We start from the raw sequence: 16,448 nt of genomic DNA, 5'->3' as shown, positions 1-16,448 counted from the left end.
TCGGTGGCGCACGCTGGCTTCGGCTCGCCGTATAATAAAACGCAGCAACACCGAGCCAGTCCGCTACCTAGTCGACAGGAATGCCTGATGGATATGGATGACACGCCCGCCGCCCGGGACCGCGCGCCGCAAGGCGCCGGCGCCGACGACCCACGCCAGGCGCTGCCCGACGCCTTGTCCAACCGCGCGTTGTCGGCCTGCAGCAACGGCGTGATGATCGCCGACGCCGCGGCGCCGGACATGCCCATCATGTACGCCAACCCGGCCTTTTGCGCCATGACCGGCTACCCGCTCGGCGAGCTGCTGGGCCGCAACTGCCGCTTCCTGCAGGGCGACGACCAGGACCAGCCGGCGCTGGCCGCGCTGCGCCAGGCCATCGCCGCCCGCCAGGACGCGCACGTGGTGGTGCGCAACTACCGCAAGGACGGCACGCCGTTCTGGAACGACCTGTTCATCTCCCCCGTGCCCGACGCCCTTGGCGTCGTCACCCACTACGTGGGCATCGCCACCGACGTCACCGCGCTCAAGGAGCAGGAGGCCAGCCTGGCCTTCCACCGCACCCACGACAAGCTGACCGGCCTGCCCAACCGCGACCTGGCCATCGACCGCCTGCAGCAGGCCATGCAGCACGCGCTGCGCCACAACGACATGCTGGGCCTGCTGTGCGTGGGCGTCGACAACTACCACCTGGTCAACGAGAGCCTGGGCCACGCGGCCGGCGACCAGTTGCTGGCCGGCGTGGCCCAGCGGCTGCGCGCCGCCGTGCGCCCGCACGACACGGTGGCGTTGCTGGGCGGCGACGAGTTCGTGGTGATCCTGGAGGACGTGCGCTCGGCCGCCGACGTGGCGCCGGTGTGCGAGAACGTGTTCGCCGCGCTGGCCCCGCCGTTCCAGCTGGACGGCCAGGCGGCGGGCCAGGCCGATGGCCAGCCCGGCGCCCCGGCGGTGCACGCCAGCGCCAGCATCGGCGTCACCTTGTGCCCGCAGGACGGCAAGGACGGCGCCTCGCTGCTGCGCTACGCCGACATGGCGCTGGCCCGCGCGCGCGAACAGGGCGGCGGCAAGTACCAGTACTTCTCGTCCGAGATGAACCACCGCACGCTGGAGCGCATCGGCATCGAGTCGGCGCTGCGGCTGGCCGTGCTGCGCGACGAGCTGCAGCTGCAATACCAGGCGCTGGCCGACCTGCAGACGGGCGAGGTGGCCAGCCTGGAGGCGCTGGTGCGCTGGCAACATCCGGCGCTGGGGCTGATCCCGGCGCAGCGCTTCGTGCCGGTGGCCGAGGAGACCGGGCTGATCCACGCGATCGGGGCCTGGGTGCTGCGCCGCGTCTGCCAGGACCTGTGCCAGTGGCGCGACGCCGGCCTGGCGCCGGTGCGGGTGGCCGTCAATGTTTCGCCCAAGCAGTTTCTGGACCGCGGTTTCGCCGCCGCCACCGCCGCCACGCTGGCCGAGTTCGGCCTGCCGCCGTCGGCCCTGGCGCTGGAGATCACCGAGGGCGTGCTGCTGCACGACCCGGACGCCACCGGCGGCACGCTGGCCGAGCTGAAGGCGCTGGGCGTGGCGCTGGTGCTGGACGATTTCGGCACCGGCTACTCCTCGCTCAGCTGCATCAAGCGCTTCCCCTTCGACGCGGTCAAGATCGACGGCGCCTTCATCCGCGACATCGTCACCGACAGCGGCGACGCCGCGCTGTCCAAGACCATCATCGCGATGGCGCACCACCTCGGCATCCAGGTCGCGGCCGAGGGCGTGGAGACCGAGGCCCAGTGCGACTTCCTGCGGCGCCACATGTGCGACCTGATCCAGGGCTATTTCTTCGCGCCGCCGCTGGCGGCCGACGCGGTGCGCGAACTGCTGCGCGAGCGGCGCAGCCTGCCGCCCCAGCTGCTGCGCATCCAGCAGCAGCGCCGCGCCCTGCTGCTGGTGGACGACGAGCAGAACATCATCTCCGCCCTCAAGCGCCTGCTGCGCCGCGACGGCTACACGCTGTACACCGCCAACAGCGGCCAGGAGGGCCTGGAGGTGCTGGCCCAGCACCCGGTCGACGTGATCGTGTCCGACCAGCGCATGCCCGGCATGCTGGGCGCGGACTTCCTGCGCAAGGCCAAGGAGCTGTATCCGGACACGATACGCATCATGCTGTCCGGCTACACCGAGCTGCAGTCGGTCACGGACGCGGTCAACGAGGGCGCGATCTACAAGTTCCTGACCAAGCCGTGGGAGGACGAACTGCTGCGCGGCCACATCGCCGACGCCTTCCGGCTCAAGGAGATCGCCGACGACAACGAGCGCCTGAACCTGGAGCTGCGCACCGCCAACCACGGCCTGGCCGCCGCCAACCGGCGCATGGAGGACGTGTTGCGGCAACAGCAGCAGCAGCTCAGCCATGGCGAGGTCAGCCTGCACGTGGCGCGCGAGCTGCTGCAGCACCTGCCGCTGCCGGTGATCGGCATGGACGACGGCGGCATGATCGCCTTCGTCAACGCGGCCGCCGACCGGCTGCTGCGGCGCGGCGGCGCGCTGCTGGGCAACGAGGCCGGCGCGGTGCTGCCGCAACTGTTCCCGGCCGACGGCGCGCCGCCGGCCGCCGTCCACGAGGCCGAGTTCGACGGCGTGCGCTACGCGGTGATGGCCTACCCGATGGGCGAGCATTCGGCTTCCCGCGGCAGCCTGATCGCGCTCAGCCGGTGCGAGGCGGCGCCATGAGCGGCGGACGCGAGATCCCGCTGGAGCTGGCCGAGGCCGGCATGGTGCTGGCCGCGCCGCTGTGCGACGGCCACGGCGCGGTGCTGCTGCCCGAGGGCGCCGTGCTGGCCGAGGGCACGCTGGCCGCGCTGCGCCGGCGCGGCGTGCCGTCCTGCGTGGTGGCCGGCGCGGACGAGGCGCCGGCGCCGCCGTCGCCGGAGGAGCTGGCGCGGCGCGCCGAACGGCTGCGCCACCTGTTCCGCCACGGCGGCGGCGAGCTGCAACGCCTGCTCACCTTGTACCGTAGCCAGGAGCCGCCATGCCCACCATCGACGAAGTGATCGTGCGCGTCCAGAACCTGCCCTCGCTGCCGGCGGTGGTCAGCGAGCTGATGTCGGCCATGGACCAGGACGACGTCGACCTGAACGCGCTGGCCGGCAAGATCGCGCTGGACCAGGCGCTGGCGGCCAAGGTGCTGCGCCTGGCCAACTCCTCGTTCTACGGCATGCCGGCCAAGGTCACCACCATCCAGCAGGCGGTGGCCGTGCTGGGCCTGCACAGCACGCGCACCCTGGTGACGGCCTGCGCCATCACCGGCGGCTTCGCGCCCGATCCCGCCGCGAAGCTGGACCTGGCCGCGTTCTGGCGCCACTCGGTGGCCACCGCCGCCTGCGCCCGCGCGCTGGCGCGCCACCTGGACCAGCAGCCGGACACCGCGTTCACGGCCGGCCTGCTGCACGACCTGGGCACGCTGGTGCTGGCCACCGGCTACCCGGACGTGTACCGGGAGGCGGTGCGCCACCGGCGCGCGCGGGACTGCCAAGTGGCCGAGGCCGAGGCGGCCGTGTTCGGCTTCGACCACGCCGCCGTCGGCAGCGCGCTGGCGGCGCGCTGGAAGTTCCCGCCGCAGATACAGGAGGCGGTGGCCGCCCACCACGCCTGGCCCGGCGCGGCGCCGCCGGCGCGCACGCTGGCCCTGGCGATCCACCTGGCCAACGCCTTCGCCCACGCGCTCGACCTGGGCGGCGAGGACGACGAGTTGGCGCCGCCGCTGTCGCCGGCGGCCTGGCGCGCCGCCGGCCTGGACGACGCGGCCTGCCTGCAGGTGCTGGGCGAGACCGAACGCCTGTTCGGCGACCTGTGCCGGATTCTGGTTCACTGAAGGAGAGACGATGCCCGGCCACAGCAGCCATTACGCCAGCGCCATCGAACTGGCCGCCTTCCTCGACGGGCACCCGGTCGCCACCTTCGTGCTCGACCCGGACCATGTGATCACGCACTGGAACAAGGCGTGCGAGCACCTGCTCGGCTGGACCATGGCCGAGATGGTGGGCACGCGCAACCACTGGCAGGCCTTCTATCCGAGGCAGCGCCCGCTGCTGGCGGACCTGATCCTGTCCGGCCTGGACCCGCGCGACTCGGAATACTTCCGGGACAAGCACAGCCGCTCGGCGCTGATCCCCGGCGCCTACGAGGCCGAGGACTACTTCCCCAACATCGGCGCGCGCGGCCACTGGCTGCACTTCACCGCCGCGCCGCTGCGCGACGGCGAGGGCCGCGTGGTGGGGGCGATCCAGACGCTGCGCGACGTGACCGAGCGGCGGGTGGCGGAAAACGCGCTGCGCAAGGCGCACGACAACCTCGAGCACATCGTCGAGAAGCGCACCGCCCAGCTGGCCGAGGTCAACGAGCGGCTGGAGGACGACATCCGCCAGCGCCGCCTGGCCGACGCCGAGCTGCGCCGCCGCAACGTCGAGCTGACCGAGCTGAACGCCCAGCTCAGCATGGCGCAGCAGCAGCTGGTGCAGTCCGAGAAGCTGGCCTCGATCGGCCAGCTGGCGGCCGGCGTGGCGCACGAGATCAACAACCCGATCGGCTACATCTTCTCCAACTTCGGCATGCTGCAGACCTACCTGGGCGACCTGTTCGACATGCTGGCCGCCTACCGCGAGGCCGAGGCGGCGATCGCCGCGCCGGAGGTGCTGGCGCGGCTGCAGGCCATGCGCGAGGAGATCGACCTGGACTTCCTGCGCGAGGACATCCCCTCGCTGATGAGCGAATCGAAGGAGGGCATCGTGCGCGTGCGCCACATCGTGCAGGACTTGAAGGACTTTTCCCGGGTCGACGCCAACCAGGAATGGGTCTGGGCCGACCTGCACCGCGGCATCGATTCCACGCTCAACATCGTCAGCAACGAGGTCAAATACAAGGCCGACGTGGTCAAGGAATACGGCGACATCCCCGACATCTACTGCCTGCCGCTGCAGGTCAACCAGATCGTCATGAACCTGGTGGTCAACGCCGCCCACGCCATCGGCGAGGCGCGCGGCCGCATCACGGTGCGCACCGGCCGCGCCGAGGGCGAGCAGGTGTGGATCGAGGTGCAGGACGACGGCTGCGGCATCGCGCCGGACAACCTGAAGCGCATCTTCGACCCCTTCTTCACCACCAAGGCGGTCGGCAAGGGCACCGGCCTGGGCCTGTCGCTGGCCTACGGCATCGTGCAGAAACACCACGGCGCCATCGAGGTGCGGTCCGAGCCGGGCGCCGGCACCACCTTCCGCGTGACGCTGCCGATCCGCCACACGGAAGCGCCGGCCGAGGGCGCGACGGGAGCGCAGCCGTGAGCCCCGGCATGAGCGCCAGCGCCGCCGCGCAGGAGGCCGCCATGGCCCTGCCCCCGGTCGACGCCGTGCCGACCGTGCTGTGCGTGGACGACGAGCCCAACATCCTGTCCTCGCTGCGCCGCCTGCTGCGCCCGGCCGGCTACAAGGTGCTGGTGGCCGAGAGCGGCGCGGCCGGCCTGGCGATCCTGGAGCAACAGCCGGTGGACCTGGTCATTTCCGACATGCGCATGCCGGAAATGGACGGCGCCCGCTTCCTGGCCCTGGTGTGCCAGCGCTGGCCGCGCACCATCCGCCTGCTGCTGACCGGCTACGCCGACATCCAGTCCATCCTGGACGCCATCAACTGCGGCGAGATCTACCGCTACATCACCAAGCCCTGGGACGACAACGACCTGCTGCTGGTGGTGCGCCACGCGCTGGAGCGGCGTGCGCTGGAGCAGGAGAAGCTGCGCCTGGAGGCGCTGACGCAGCGCCAGAACGAACAGCTCAAGGCGCTCAACCAGGGCCTGGAGGCGCGGGTCGAGGAGCGCACCCGCCAGTTGAAGACCATGCACGAGGCGGCGGTGGCGGCCAACGACAAGCTCAAGCAGAACTTCGTCACCACCATCAAGGTCATCTCCAGCATGCTGGAGATGCGCGGGGGCAACCTGTCCGGCCACGCGCGCCAGGTGGCCGACCTGGCGCGCCGCGTCGCCGGCCACTTGAAGCTCGACGGCAAGGAGGTGCAGGACATCTTCATCGCCGGCCTGCTGCACGACCTGGGCAAGATCGGCTTCAGCGACGACATGCTGGCCACGCCGCTGACCATGCTGCACGGCGACGCGCTAGGCCTGTTCCGCAAGCACCCGGCGCGCGCCGAGCAGCTGCTGATGCCGCTGCAGGACCTGCGCGGCACCGCCGCCATCCTGCGCGCCCAGCTCGAGCGCTTCGACGGCAACGGCTTCCCGGACGGGCTGGTGGGCTTGCAAATCCCGATCGGCGCGCGCATCCTGGCGTTGGCGGTCGACTATTACAACCTGCAGCAGGGCGCCATGGTGCAGCGCCACCTGCGCCCCGACGAGGCCAAGTCGCTGATCCTGGACGCCAGCGGCAAGCGCTACGACCCCAACGTGGTGCAGGCCTTCCGCCAGCTGGTGGACGGCGGCGCGGGCGAGGAGGCGCCGGGCGGGGTCGAGGTGCTGTCCGGCGAGCTGGTGCCGGGCATGGCGCTGGCGCGCGACCTGGTCAGCCGGGAGGGTCTGATGCTGCTGGCGGCCGACCACGTGCTGGACCCGCGCATGATCCAGCAGGTGCAGGATTTCGAAGCGAAGAGCGGCAACCGCCTGGCGATCTGGGTCAAGCCGTTCAAGAGTACGCCATAGGCACAGCATAGGGAACGCCATGAGACGCATATTGCTGCTGGACGACGATGTCAACGTGCTGCTCGCGCTGCAGCGCTCGATGCGCGCGCACGTGAAGATCCCGGAGTTGCGGGTGGAGCTGTTCAGCGATCCCTACGAGGCCATCAAGCGGGTCTGCGCCTGCGGGTTCGACCTGGTGATCTCCGACTACCACATGCCCACGCTGAGCGGCGTGGCCTTCCTGCAGGCGATCAAGGACATCGCGCCGCACACGGTGCGCGTGATGCTGACCGCGTCCACCGAGCTCAGCACGGCGGTCAGCGCCATCAACGAGGCGCAGGTGTTCCGCTACATCCCCAAGCCGTGGAACCTGGAGGACCTGCAGCAGACCATCGCGGCCGCGCTGGAGGAGCGCGACCGCCTGATGGCCGAGCACGGCATCCAGCCGCCGCCGCCCACGCCGCAGGAGCTGGAGGCGCAGCGGCTGGAGGAGGAGGAGCCCGGCATCCTGAAGGTGAACTGGGGCCCGGACGGCTCCATCATCCTTTAGGGGGCTCGCCCGCCGTGGCGGGGGCGTCCATGGCCGGCGGCGTCACCGGCAGCCGGACCGTGAAGCGGGTGCCCTTGCCGAGCTCGGAGGCGACCTCGATCTTGCCGCCGTGCTTGTTGACGATGCCGTAGGACAGCGACAGGCCCAGCCCGGTGCCGCTGCCCACCGGCTTGGTGGTGAAGAAGGGCTCGAAAATACGGTTCAGGTGTTCCGGCGCGATGCCGGCGCCGGTGTCGCCGATCTCGACCCACACCCAGCCCTTGTCGTGCCCGGTGCGTATCGTGATCACGCCCTGCGTGCGGATCGCCTGTCCCGCGTTGACCAGCAGGTTCATGAACACCTGGTTCAGCTGCGAGGCCAGGCAATGCACCTGCGGCAGCACGCCGTAGTGCTTCTCCACGGTGGCCTTGTAGCGGATCTCGTTGGCCACGATGTTCAGGGTGCTGTCCAGGCCCTGGTGCAGGTCCGCCACCTGCCACTCCACCTCGCCCACGTGGGAGAAGTCCTTGAGCGCCTGCACGATGTCCTTCACGCGCTTGAGCCCGTCCATCGATTCGCGCACCAGCGCCGAGGCGTCCTCCTGCACGAACTCCAGGTCGGCCTCGTCGCGCACGGCCGCCATCTTCTGCTGGATGGGCTTGAGCGCCGGATGGGAGCCCAGCGCCTGCTCGTAGGACGCGATCACGCTGAACAGCGTGCCCACGTAGCTGTTCAAGGTGCCCATGTTGGAATTGACGAAGCCGACCGGGTTGTTGATCTCGTGCGCGATGCCGGCCGCCAGCTGGCCGATGGAGGCCATCTTCTCCGACTGCAGCAGTTGCTCGTGCGCCTCGCGCAGGCGGCCGATCAGTTCCTGCTGCGCCTGCTCCATCAGCTTGCGGTCGGTGATGTCGGTCAGCGCGCCGATCACCTCCAGCGGCGCGCCGTGCTCGTCGCGCACCAGGCGCAGGCTGTCGTGCATCCACAGGTAGGCGCCGTCGGCGCGGCGGAAGCGGTATTCATAGGCGCGCTGGCCCTCGGTGAACACGGTGGCCAGGCTGGAGAAGATGCTGGGCGCGTCGTCCGGGTGGATGTGGTCGAACCAGAAGTTGGGGTCGGCCACCATGTCCTCGGGGCGGTAGCCCAGCACGTGCAGCGCGTTGTTGCTGACGAAGGTCATCTTGAAGTCACCGCTGGGCACGGTGCAGTAGATGATGGCCGGCGTGTTGTCCAGCAGGTATTGCAGCCGCAGCTGCGGCGTGGCGGCCGCCGGCGCCGTGGTGGGCGTGCCGGACGAAAAGAACTCGAACTCTTCGAATTGCATGGTTTTCCTTTCGCTCGCCCGCCCCGGGCCCATCGCGGCGCGGCCCGCGCCGACGCTACCAGCTTGCCACGGCGAAGCTGCGCTGTCCAGACGGCGCCATGAACACGGGCGCCTCCACCGCCTCGGCGGGCGGCGCCGCCTGCCATTCGCGCGGATCGACCCGGTAATACTTGCGCAGCTCGTCGTACAGCGCGGCGTGGCGCTCCGCCATCTGCCACGGCTTGCCGAAAAAGGTTTCTGTGGCCACGGCGAAGAACTCGGCCGGGCTGGTCGCGCCGTAATGGTCGATCACCCCGTCCTGGCGGCCGTAATAGGCGTCGTGGCGCAGGTTGGCGAAGTCGCGCGACAGCACGGCCGACCAGTTGCGGTAGTTCTCGTGGCTGCCCAGGTAGGGCGCGCCGTTGCCGTGGCCCGATTCGCTGTCGAGCTGGTGCGCGAACTCGTGCAGCACCACGTTCTGGCCCTCGCGCCAGTCGCGCGCGCCGCGCAGCGCGTCGTCCCAGGACAGCACGACGCGGCCGTCGTCCCACGATTCGCCCAGCAGCGTGTGCTTGCCGGCGGTGACCACGCCGCCCGGCCCCACCTCCTGGCGCGGCACCAGGAAGGCGCCCGGGTAGACCAGGATGGTGTGCAGCGCGCGGTAGACCTTGCTGGGCCGGTTCAGCAGCAGCAGGCAGGCCTGGCCGGCGATGGTGTAGCGCATCTCGTCGTCGATCTCCAGCCCCTCGCAACCGACGAATTTCTTGCGGTGCAGGAAGCGCTTGACCAGCTGCCGCAATTGCTCGCGCAGCGCCGGCTCCATGCTCCGGTAGGGGCCGACGTTGCGCTCCAGGATGGCCAGCGCCTCGGGCGGCAGCGGCCGCGCGAGCGCGCGCCGCAGCGTCCAGCGGGGGTACAGCAGCGGCGCGGCGCAAGCCAGCGCCGCCAGGGATATCCACAACCATGCGTCCATAATGCCGTCCATAAGGGAACTCGTCCAAAACAGATGGGGTTCCTTCTCGACAATTCAATGCAAACAGCCGGACCCGGTCCGGCTGTTTCCACTGTAGCACCACTGGCCCGGCCGCGGGTGGCGCGCCGCGCGCCGGGGCGCGATTAAGACTGCGCCTTCTGCATCGACGGCGCGGCGCCGAACAGGGCGGCCACCAGCGGATCGCGGGTGACGGGGCCGCGGTTCACGCGGATCGCGTAATGCGTGTCGTCGGCCAGGATATGGAAGTGGCGGCCGGCGCCGGCCATGGCCTGTTCACGCAGGCTGGGGCGTTCCTTGCGCGGCGGCGCGCCTTCGCGCTTGGGCTGGACGATGGCGGCCAGGAAGGTTTTCACGCGTTCCGGGTCGGGCGTCAGCTGGTACACGGCCTTGCCCAGGTAGGTGGCGGTGCCCTCGATGTAGCGCGCCAGTTCGATCACGCCGGCGTCGCGCAGGTCGCGGATGTATTTGCGGGCGCCGGACGGCGAGAACTTCAGGAACCAGGCGATTTCATCGGCCAGCATCTCGTGTTGTTGCAACTCAGCAATGAGTTTTTGCATATTCTCGATGCGGCGCAGCGTCGCCGAGGTCGAGCGCACCCTTTCGATCGGCGCCAGCGACAGGGCTTTGCGCTCGGGCATGGGCGGCCCTGGCCGCTCAACCAGCGCCAGGCGCGGCTTGTCGCCCGCCTTTGCATCCTGCTGCGTTGCGAAGCCGGAATCTTGGGTTTCTCTGATTGCATGCATTTTGTACACTCCTTATATCGAATAGCCAGGATCGCGTGGGCGCCGGGTCCGACTGCCTGGGCTCGCGCTTTCGTCTACATCTGGGCTCTAGGATGCCGTCGCCGTCAAATCCAGTCTGTGCGGCAACGAACATAAGTGAGCAATAAGCCAACTGGGTGCGTTGGCGTACAGATGCGGCCGCGCGGCGCGGTTAATCTGGCTGCACCTTTTCCATAGAGAGGACTCACCATGAAACTGCCTATCCTGTTAGCCGCCGTGGCCGCCCTGGCCCTCACCGCCTGCGAAAAAACCACCGTCAACAACCCGCCGGTGGTCGACCCGGCGCCGGCCCCGGCCGTGGTGCCGGTGCCCGTCCCCGTGCCGGGCCCCGCCGGGCCTCCGGGTGCGCCAGGCGCCCCGGGCGAAGCCGGCAAACCCGGCGACACCGTCATTGTTGTGCCGGACGCAAACAAACCAGCAGATCCACCACGCTGACACAACAAGCAATAGTTACTCTGTTACAATATTCACCGCGTCCCCGCCTTCCCGGCGGCGGCGCGGTTTTTATTTTGACTGCGCGGAATTGCCGCAGTTCACAGACTGGACTGTCACAAATCGACAACACTTTTGATTTGCCTTAATGCTTTGTGCGGTAGCGCACCGAGCTATTGCACAAACGTCCATAGAGTTCAGTCCAACAGCAAGCAACACGCTGGAAACTTCGCCGCATCGGCAAGCCTTTATCAATTCGGGAGCATCCATGAATAAAATTAAGAACATCGCCATCGCCGCCGCCATGCTGTGCGCGGCCTCCGCCGCCACGGCCCAGGACGCCGACATCAATCCAAACTGGTACATCCAGCCCAGCGTCAACGCCATGAAGCCCGATTCGGACTTCGGCGTGGACAAGACCGGCTACGGCGCCGGCCTGAAGTTCGGCAAGGCGGTCGCGCCCAACTGGGACATCCAGATGGGCTACACCTACGGCCGTTCCAAGGAAGGCGGACAGCGCTACCAGCAGGAAACCCTGGGCCTGGACGGGCTGTACCTGTTCTCCCGTAAATCCTTCCGTCCCTTCATCCTGGTCGGCGCCGGCGTCGAGCGCGACCGCGCCAACCTGCGCATCAACCCGCAAGTGGAAAAAAGCTCGCCCTACATCAGCGCCGGCCTGGGCTTCCAGGCCGACCTGAACGAACGCTGGGCGCTGCAGGCCGACCTGCGCAATGTGCACGGCTTCCTGCGCGGCAACGCCTTCCCGGCCGCCGACAAGAGCAACAACTACTACCTGACCGTGGGCCTGAACTACGCGCTGGGCGCCAAGCCGCTGCCGCCGGCGCCCGCCCCTGCCCCGGCCTACGTGCCGCCGGCCCCGGCCCCCGCGCCGGTCGCCCCGCCGCCTCCACCGCCGCCGGCGCCGCGCTTCGAGAAGGTGACGATGTCGGCCACCGAGCTGTTCGCCTTCGACAGCGCCAAGCTGAACCCGAACCAGCCCAAGCTGGATGAATTGGCGACCCTGCTGAACAACAACCCGTCGGTCGGCAATGTGACCATCACCGGCCACACCGACCGCCTGGGTTCGGACAAGTACAACCAGAAACTGTCCGAACAGCGCGCCAACTCCGTCAAGCAATACCTGGTGGGCAAGGGCGTGTCGGCCGAGCGCCTGAACGCCACCGGCAAGGGCGAATCGCAGCCCGTGGTCCAGTGCAACGACAAGAAGCGCGCCGACCTGATCAAGTGCCTGGAACCGAACCGCCGCGTCGAAGTCGACCAGGTGACCATCGAGCGCCGCGTGAACTAATCGGCGCTTCCGTCATCTGAAGTGTAGGGAAAGGGGCCGCGCGCCCCTTTTTCTTTTTTGGAGATGCGCATGAAACCGAAGATCAAGACCTTGAAGAGCGTGGCCGTCTGCACCGTCACCGAATGGTTCGAGCACGGCGACAGCAGCAAGGGCGCGGCGCTGGCCTTCTACACGCTGTTTTCCATCGCGCCCATCCTGGTGCTGGTGATCGCCATCGCCGGCCTGTTCTACGGCCAGCAGGCGGCGCAGGGCGAGCTGTTCGGGCAGCTGCGCGGCCTGGTCGGCCCCAAGGGCGCCGAGGCGCTGCAGCTGATCCTGGCCGGCGCCAGCAACCACGACGAGGGCAAGCTGGCCACGCTGATCGCCGGCGCCCTGCTGCTGTTCGGCGCCACCACCGTGTTCGCCGAGCTGAAATCCAGCCTGGACGCGATCTGGCAACTGCCGCCGCTGACCACGGGCACGCTATGGGACACCATCCGCACCCGCCTGCTGTCCTTCGGCATGGTGCTGGTGCTGGGTTTCCTGCTGATGGTGTCGCTGGTGTTCAGCGCCGCGCTGGCCGTGCTGGAGCGCTACTGGCAGGGGCACAGCAGCGGCACCACGATGCTGCTGACGGGAATCAATTGGCTGATCGGATTTTGCGTGATCGCCGCCATGTTCGGCGTGATCTACAAGATGCTGCCGCGCATCAAGCTGTCCTGGCGCGACGTGGTGATCGGCGCGCTGGCCACGGCCGCCCTGTTCACGCTGGGCAAGCACGCGATCGGCGCCTACATCGGCAACAGCGGCGTGGCCGACAGCTACGGCGCGGCCGGCTCGCTGATCGCCCTGTTGCTGTGGGTGTACTACTCGGCGCAGATCTTCTTCATGGGCGCCGAGTTCGCCCGCCAGTACGCGCTGCAGCTGGGCAGCCTGAAGGACCATCCGCGCGACGAGCAGGGCAACCTGAAGCGCTGATTTCGGGAGGCCGCTGCAAAGCGGGCACGGCAAGGAGCCGCAACGCCGCCCTGCCCGCCTTGAGGCGGCCTGGCCGCTATTCGCCGAGCAGTTCGGCCACGATCTCCATCCCCTCGACGCGCTCGGCGACCACCTTCACGATCACGATCACCGGCACGCCCAGCAGCAGGCCCCACACGCCCCACAGCCAGCCCCAGAACAGCAGGCTGACGAACACGGCGGCCGGATTCATGCGCGCGATGCGGCCCGTCATCCAGGTCGTCACGAAGGTGCCCACCAGGGTCGCGATGGCCAGCGAGGCGCCCGTCACCAACAGCACCATCTGCAGCGATTCGAATTGCAGGAAGGCCACCACGCCGGTCGCGCTGGTGATCAGCAGCGGGCCGAAGTACGGCATCACGTGCAGCAGCCCGGCCACGATGGCCCAGGCGCCCGCGTTCTCCAGGCCGATGGCGCGCAACGCCACCCACATCAGCAGCGCCAGCAGCAAATTGGTCACCAGCAGCATGAACATATAGCTCTGGATGCTGTTGTTGATGTCCTCCAGGATGTGGACGGTGACCTTCTTCTTGCTCAGCGACGGCCCGGTCAGCTTGACCAGCTTGCGCTTGAAGGTGTCGCCGGCCAGCAGCAGGAAGAACACCAGGAAGATCACCATGGTGGCCTGGCTGACGAAGCCGGCCAGGCCCATCGAGCCGGCCCACACCCAGTCGATCACCTTGATGCCGCCGTGCTCGGCTGGCGCGGCCTTGCGCGCCGGGCGCTTGCCGGTGGCGCCCGCGGCCGCCTGCTCCAGCTCGTTGGCCACGGCCTGGATGCGCTCCAGCGTGCTGGGGCCGCTGCCCAGCTTGTTCTGCATCAGGCGCGACAGCTTGTGCGTGACGGTGGGCAGTTCCTCGATGATGTTCTGGAATTCGCCGTGCAGTTTCTCGGCCGTGACGGCCGAGCCGAACAGGATGGCCGCCGTCACCAGGGTGGCGCCGACCGGCCGCGGCACGCGCGCGCGCTCCAGCCAGCACACCAGGGGATTGAGCGTGTAGGCGATGAAGATGCCCAGCAGCAGCGGCACCAGGAAATTCTTGGACCACTGCAGCGCGTACAGGAAGGCGACGGTGGCGATGACGCCCAGCGCCAGGCCGCGCGCGTGCACATGCAGCGGCAGGCGTTCGGTGTCGGGGACGGGAAGGTCGGCGGGATCGGCCAAGGGGCCGGGTAAGGGGCCGGGTAAGGGGTCGGCCAAGGGGTCGGCTACGGGGCCGGAATGCGGCGGGGTCGTGTCGTCGTTGCTGGGAGGGGCGGATTCTGCGGGCGTCATGGGGTAGGTCCTGTTGAGCCGCCGGCGCGGTGGGGTGGCGCGCCGGCCGCTTGCCGCGCCGCTTACTTGACGCGGATGTCGTTCTTCACTTCCTTCACGCCTTTGACGCCGCGGGCGATCTCGCCGGCCTTGGTGATGTCGCCGGGCTGGGCCACGAAACCGCTCAGCTGCACGGTGCCCTTGAAGGTTTCCACGTTGATCTCGGTGGCTTTCAGGGTCGGCTCGTTGAAGATGCTGGCCTTCACCTTGGTGGTCAGCACGGTGTCGTCGACATATTCGCCGGTGCCTTCCTTGGTGGGCGTGGAGGCGCAGCCGACGACGGCGAACACGGTGGCGGCGGTAAACACGGCGCTGGCGATTTTTTGAGTGATTTTCATGGTGTTTCTCCTTGGTTAGCAGTGCTCACGAGAGCAGTAAGCCAGCAGGCCTGAGCCGGACTGGGGACATTGCAGCCCGCGAAGCGCGGGCCTTGAATGCAGTGTCACCGAGTTGGCTTGCGCTATCTGTACGGTATCGAACATAGAAATGTTTTTTCGATAAGGACGCCACAAAGCGCCCGGAAAGTCACCGGGCACTAGGTGCGGCATCGCACAGACCGTCGTGCGGCGGCTGACTATGCTGGCTACACACTTTTCAGGAGAACAACATGAAGACTACACACACGCTTTCGGCCCTGATGATCGCCGCCTCGGCCCTGCTCGCAGGCTGCTCCTCCCAGCCGGTGTACGACACCAACTACTCGTCGATGGGCAACGCCGCCACCTACGGGGTGATCGACTCGATCCAGGTGGTCCGGATCGATCCCGCCACCAGTGGCGTCGGCGCGGTCGCCGGCGGCCTGATCGGCGCACTGGCCGGTAATCAGATCGGTTCCGGCAGCGGCCGCACGGCCGCCACCGCCGCCGGCGCCATAGGTGGCGCGGTGGTCGGCAACAGCGTGGAGCGCAACCGCAACCAGCCATACGACGCCTACCAGATCAGCGTGCGCATGGACAACGGCGACTACCGCACCGTGAACCAGGACAGCGTCTACGACCTGCGCGTGGGCAACCGCGTGCGCATGGTCGACGGCCGCGTCTACCGTTACTAACACCCCATACCGGCAAGACATCCGCCACCACACTGAAGGAGCAACGCCATGGGCACCATCATCCTCATCGTTCTGGTTCTGCTATTGATCGGCGCGCTGCCGGCCTGGCCACACAGCCGCAACTGGGGCTATGCGCCCAGTGGCATCGCGGGCGTCATCGTGCTGATCCTGCTGGTCATGCTGCTGACCGGCCGACTTTAAGGGAGTTCCATCATGAACAAAATCCTCGCCGCGGCCCTGCTGGCCGCCTGCTGCGCCGCGCAGGCGCAAGTCACGCCGCCCGAAGTGGCGGCCCACCAACGCCAGGAACTCCAGCGCGGCGATCCCGCCCGCTGGCACAAGGCGGACCGCACCACGGCGGCGCAGCTGCGCACGCTGCGCAAGGAGATCGGCGCCGCGCTGGCCGAGGCCCGCACCGCCTGCCGGCAGATGCCGGCCGACGAGCGCCGCGACTGCATGCACGAGGCCCAGGCCACCTACCAGGCCGACATGGGCAATATGCGCCAGCTGCACGCCGACGCCAACAACATGCAACGCTACGAAACCAGCGGCCGCTGAGCAAAAAAAAGGGGTCAGGTTCGGTATTTAAAAATACCGAACCTGACCCCTTTTTCCTTCCTTCCCCAAAGGAAAAAAGCCCTCCAGGCCATGCCTGGAGGGCTAGTCTCGCGCGCGGGCGCCGCTATTTGCGCCGCATCAGCCAGGCGCCGCCGATCGCGGCCACCGCGGCCACCGCCAGCGCCGGCTTGATCAGCCGGCGCCGCACGATGAACGAGCCGATGCGGATCGCGTAGGGCAGCACCTTCGGCAGGCTCAGCCCACCGGCCAGCCCGGCGATGCCCGCCAAGCCACCGACGGCGGGGGCGCCGTCGCCCTTGCCCAGCAAACCGGCCAGCCGGTGCTGGACCACGCCGATCGCGTGGTCCAGCGCGCCGTGCACCAGCTGGTCCGGGCGCAGCGCGTGCGCCACCTGGTGCCGGGCGTGCAGCACGCTGACGCGGTACAGCTCGCCTTCGCGCACCAGCTTTTCCTTGGCGGCGGACAAGGCCGCGCCGTCGTTTTCCTTGCTCATGGACTCTCCC

Annotated in this window: 18 protein-coding genes; 12 read left to right on the top strand and 6 right to left on the bottom strand. The window is 68.5% G+C overall.

Features of this window, described 5'->3' with window-relative positions; all coding sequences use genetic code 11:
• Nucleotides 1-87 precede the first annotated feature (87 nt).
• From BM436_RS12865 to BM436_RS12840, 6 genes are read left to right on the top strand one after another with little or no spacing between them, the layout of a single operon-like run.
• Nucleotides 88-2,709: an EAL domain-containing protein gene (locus tag BM436_RS12865; protein ID WP_093555924.1), complete on the top strand. Its 2,622-nt coding sequence runs from the start codon at nucleotides 88-90 to the stop codon at nucleotides 2,707-2,709.
• Complete coding sequence (locus tag BM436_RS12860) at nucleotides 2,706-3,029, top strand: hypothetical protein (RefSeq protein ID WP_093555923.1); 324 nt, start codon at nucleotides 2,706-2,708, stop codon at nucleotides 3,027-3,029. The genes BM436_RS12865 and BM436_RS12860 overlap by 4 nt, the downstream gene beginning before the upstream one ends.
• Entirely contained in the window at nucleotides 3,008-3,850 is an 843-nt protein-coding gene (locus BM436_RS12855; protein WP_093555922.1) for an HDOD domain-containing protein, read from the top strand. Before BM436_RS12860 ends, BM436_RS12855 begins: the two co-directional genes overlap by 22 nt.
• A 10-nt stretch (nucleotides 3,851-3,860) precedes the next feature.
• Nucleotides 3,861-5,315: a PAS domain-containing sensor histidine kinase gene (locus BM436_RS12850; RefSeq protein ID WP_093555921.1), complete on the top strand. Its 1,455-nt coding sequence runs from the start codon at nucleotides 3,861-3,863 to the stop codon at nucleotides 5,313-5,315.
• Nucleotides 5,316-5,323: 8 nt separating this feature from the next.
• Nucleotides 5,324-6,676 carry a response regulator c-di-GMP phosphodiesterase, NosR family gene (gene nosR, locus BM436_RS12845; RefSeq protein ID WP_229490203.1) on the top strand — a complete coding sequence of 451 codons (1,353 nt, stop codon included), beginning with the start codon at nucleotides 5,324-5,326 and terminating at the stop codon, nucleotides 6,674-6,676.
• 19 nt (nucleotides 6,677-6,695) lie between these two features.
• Entirely contained in the window at nucleotides 6,696-7,205 is a 510-nt protein-coding gene (locus BM436_RS12840) for a response regulator (RefSeq protein ID WP_093555920.1), read from the top strand.
• On the opposite strand, the gene BM436_RS12835 is transcribed toward BM436_RS12840, so the two are convergent.
• The 3 genes from BM436_RS12835 to BM436_RS12825 form a co-directional block, all read right to left on the bottom strand.
• Nucleotides 7,195-8,508, bottom strand: coding sequence for an ATP-binding protein (locus BM436_RS12835; RefSeq protein ID WP_093555919.1), 1,314 nt, complete (start codon nucleotides 8,506-8,508; stop codon nucleotides 7,195-7,197). The two genes, BM436_RS12840 and BM436_RS12835, sit on opposite strands and share 11 nt — an antisense overlap.
• Nucleotides 8,509-8,563: 55 nt before the next feature.
• Entirely contained in the window at nucleotides 8,564-9,460 is an 897-nt protein-coding gene (locus BM436_RS12830; RefSeq protein WP_093556037.1) for a M90 family metallopeptidase, read from the bottom strand.
• A gap of 143 nt (nucleotides 9,461-9,603) precedes the next feature.
• Entirely contained in the window at nucleotides 9,604-10,119 is a 516-nt protein-coding gene (locus tag BM436_RS12825) for a winged helix-turn-helix domain-containing protein (RefSeq protein WP_093555918.1), read from the bottom strand.
• A 333-nt stretch (nucleotides 10,120-10,452) separates the two neighbouring features.
• Here BM436_RS12825 and BM436_RS12820 point away from each other — a divergent pair, with 333 nt between their 5' ends.
• From BM436_RS12820 to BM436_RS12810, 3 genes are all read left to right on the top strand, one after another.
• Complete coding sequence (locus BM436_RS12820; protein WP_093555917.1) at nucleotides 10,453-10,698, top strand: hypothetical protein; 246 nt, start codon at nucleotides 10,453-10,455, stop codon at nucleotides 10,696-10,698.
• 265 nt (nucleotides 10,699-10,963) lie between these two features.
• Nucleotides 10,964-12,004, top strand: coding sequence for an OmpA family protein (locus tag BM436_RS12815; RefSeq protein ID WP_093555916.1), 1,041 nt, complete (start codon nucleotides 10,964-10,966; stop codon nucleotides 12,002-12,004).
• 69 nt (nucleotides 12,005-12,073) lie between these two features.
• Nucleotides 12,074-12,961 (top strand): YihY/virulence factor BrkB family protein, encoded by an 888-nt coding sequence (locus BM436_RS12810; RefSeq protein WP_093555915.1) that lies wholly within the window; start codon nucleotides 12,074-12,076, stop codon nucleotides 12,959-12,961.
• Nucleotides 12,962-13,037: 76 nt separating this feature from the next.
• Here the strand turns inward: BM436_RS12810 and BM436_RS12805 are convergent, their stop codons facing one another.
• Nucleotides 13,038-14,276 (bottom strand): AI-2E family transporter, encoded by a 1,239-nt coding sequence (locus BM436_RS12805; protein ID WP_093555914.1) that lies wholly within the window; start codon nucleotides 14,274-14,276, stop codon nucleotides 13,038-13,040.
• Between the two features lie 62 nt (nucleotides 14,277-14,338).
• On the bottom strand, nucleotides 14,339-14,653 hold the full coding sequence (locus tag BM436_RS12800) for a BON domain-containing protein (protein ID WP_093555913.1): 315 nt from the start codon (nucleotides 14,651-14,653) through the stop codon (nucleotides 14,339-14,341).
• A gap of 269 nt (nucleotides 14,654-14,922) precedes the next feature.
• Between BM436_RS12800 and BM436_RS12795 the strand changes: the two genes are divergently transcribed.
• Genes BM436_RS12795 through BM436_RS12785 form a run of 3 tightly spaced genes read left to right on the top strand, consistent with a single transcriptional unit; the run spans nucleotide 14,923 to nucleotide 15,924 of the window.
• Nucleotides 14,923-15,366, top strand: a complete 444-nt coding sequence (locus BM436_RS12795; protein ID WP_093555912.1) for an outer membrane lipoprotein — start codon at nucleotides 14,923-14,925, stop codon at nucleotides 15,364-15,366.
• Nucleotides 15,367-15,414: 48 nt separating this feature from the next.
• The gene (locus tag BM436_RS12790) at nucleotides 15,415-15,567 is read left to right on the top strand and encodes a DUF3309 family protein (RefSeq protein ID WP_093555911.1); all 153 of its coding nucleotides are present in this window, start codon (nucleotides 15,415-15,417) and stop codon (nucleotides 15,565-15,567) included.
• Nucleotides 15,568-15,579: 12 nt separating this feature from the next.
• On the top strand, nucleotides 15,580-15,924 hold the full coding sequence (locus tag BM436_RS12785; protein ID WP_093555910.1) for a hypothetical protein: 345 nt from the start codon (nucleotides 15,580-15,582) through the stop codon (nucleotides 15,922-15,924).
• Between the two features lie 124 nt (nucleotides 15,925-16,048).
• Here BM436_RS12785 and BM436_RS12780 read toward each other — a convergent pair whose 3' ends face one another.
• Nucleotides 16,049-16,438: a hypothetical protein gene (locus BM436_RS12780; protein WP_093555909.1), complete on the bottom strand. Its 390-nt coding sequence runs from the start codon at nucleotides 16,436-16,438 to the stop codon at nucleotides 16,049-16,051.
• Between the last annotated feature and the right edge of the window lie 10 nt (nucleotides 16,439-16,448).

It is taken from the genome of Pseudoduganella namucuonensis (assembly GCF_900116645.1).
Taxonomy (GTDB): Bacteria; Pseudomonadota; Gammaproteobacteria; order Burkholderiales; family Burkholderiaceae_D; genus Rugamonas; species Rugamonas namucuonensis.
The sequence above is the reverse complement of the archived record's forward strand: the minus strand, read 5'-3'. Positions and strand labels throughout refer to the sequence as shown.

Coding starts and splice junctions, on each gene's coding strand:
- BM436_RS12860 (WP_093555923.1), top strand. CDS start 2,706: ATGAGCGGCGGACGCGAGATCCCGCTGGAGCTGGCCGAGGCCGGCATG.
- BM436_RS12785 (WP_093555910.1), top strand. CDS start 15,580: ATGAACAAAATCCTCGCCGCGGCCCTGCTGGCCGCCTGCTGCGCCGCG.
- BM436_RS12795 (WP_093555912.1), top strand. CDS start 14,923: ATGAAGACTACACACACGCTTTCGGCCCTGATGATCGCCGCCTCGGCC.
- BM436_RS12830 (WP_093556037.1), bottom strand. CDS start 9,460: ATGGACGCATGGTTGTGGATATCCCTGGCGGCGCTGGCTTGCGCCGCG.
- BM436_RS12835 (WP_093555919.1), bottom strand. CDS start 8,508: ATGCAATTCGAAGAGTTCGAGTTCTTTTCGTCCGGCACGCCCACCACG.
- BM436_RS12865 (WP_093555924.1), top strand. CDS start 88: ATGGATATGGATGACACGCCCGCCGCCCGGGACCGCGCGCCGCAAGGC.
- BM436_RS12805 (WP_093555914.1), bottom strand. CDS start 14,276: ATGACGCCCGCAGAATCCGCCCCTCCCAGCAACGACGACACGACCCCG.
- BM436_RS12815 (WP_093555916.1), top strand. CDS start 10,964: ATGAATAAAATTAAGAACATCGCCATCGCCGCCGCCATGCTGTGCGCG.
- BM436_RS12850 (WP_093555921.1), top strand. CDS start 3,861: ATGCCCGGCCACAGCAGCCATTACGCCAGCGCCATCGAACTGGCCGCC.
- BM436_RS12855 (WP_093555922.1), top strand. CDS start 3,008: ATGCCCACCATCGACGAAGTGATCGTGCGCGTCCAGAACCTGCCCTCG.
- nosR (WP_229490203.1), top strand. CDS start 5,324: ATGAGCGCCAGCGCCGCCGCGCAGGAGGCCGCCATGGCCCTGCCCCCG.
- BM436_RS12825 (WP_093555918.1), bottom strand. CDS start 10,119: ATGCCCGAGCGCAAAGCCCTGTCGCTGGCGCCGATCGAAAGGGTGCGC.
- BM436_RS12780 (WP_093555909.1), bottom strand. CDS start 16,438: ATGAGCAAGGAAAACGACGGCGCGGCCTTGTCCGCCGCCAAGGAAAAG.
- BM436_RS12800 (WP_093555913.1), bottom strand. CDS start 14,653: ATGAAAATCACTCAAAAAATCGCCAGCGCCGTGTTTACCGCCGCCACC.
- BM436_RS12810 (WP_093555915.1), top strand. CDS start 12,074: ATGAAACCGAAGATCAAGACCTTGAAGAGCGTGGCCGTCTGCACCGTC.
- BM436_RS12840 (WP_093555920.1), top strand. CDS start 6,696: ATGAGACGCATATTGCTGCTGGACGACGATGTCAACGTGCTGCTCGCG.
- BM436_RS12820 (WP_093555917.1), top strand. CDS start 10,453: ATGAAACTGCCTATCCTGTTAGCCGCCGTGGCCGCCCTGGCCCTCACC.
- BM436_RS12790 (WP_093555911.1), top strand. CDS start 15,415: ATGGGCACCATCATCCTCATCGTTCTGGTTCTGCTATTGATCGGCGCG.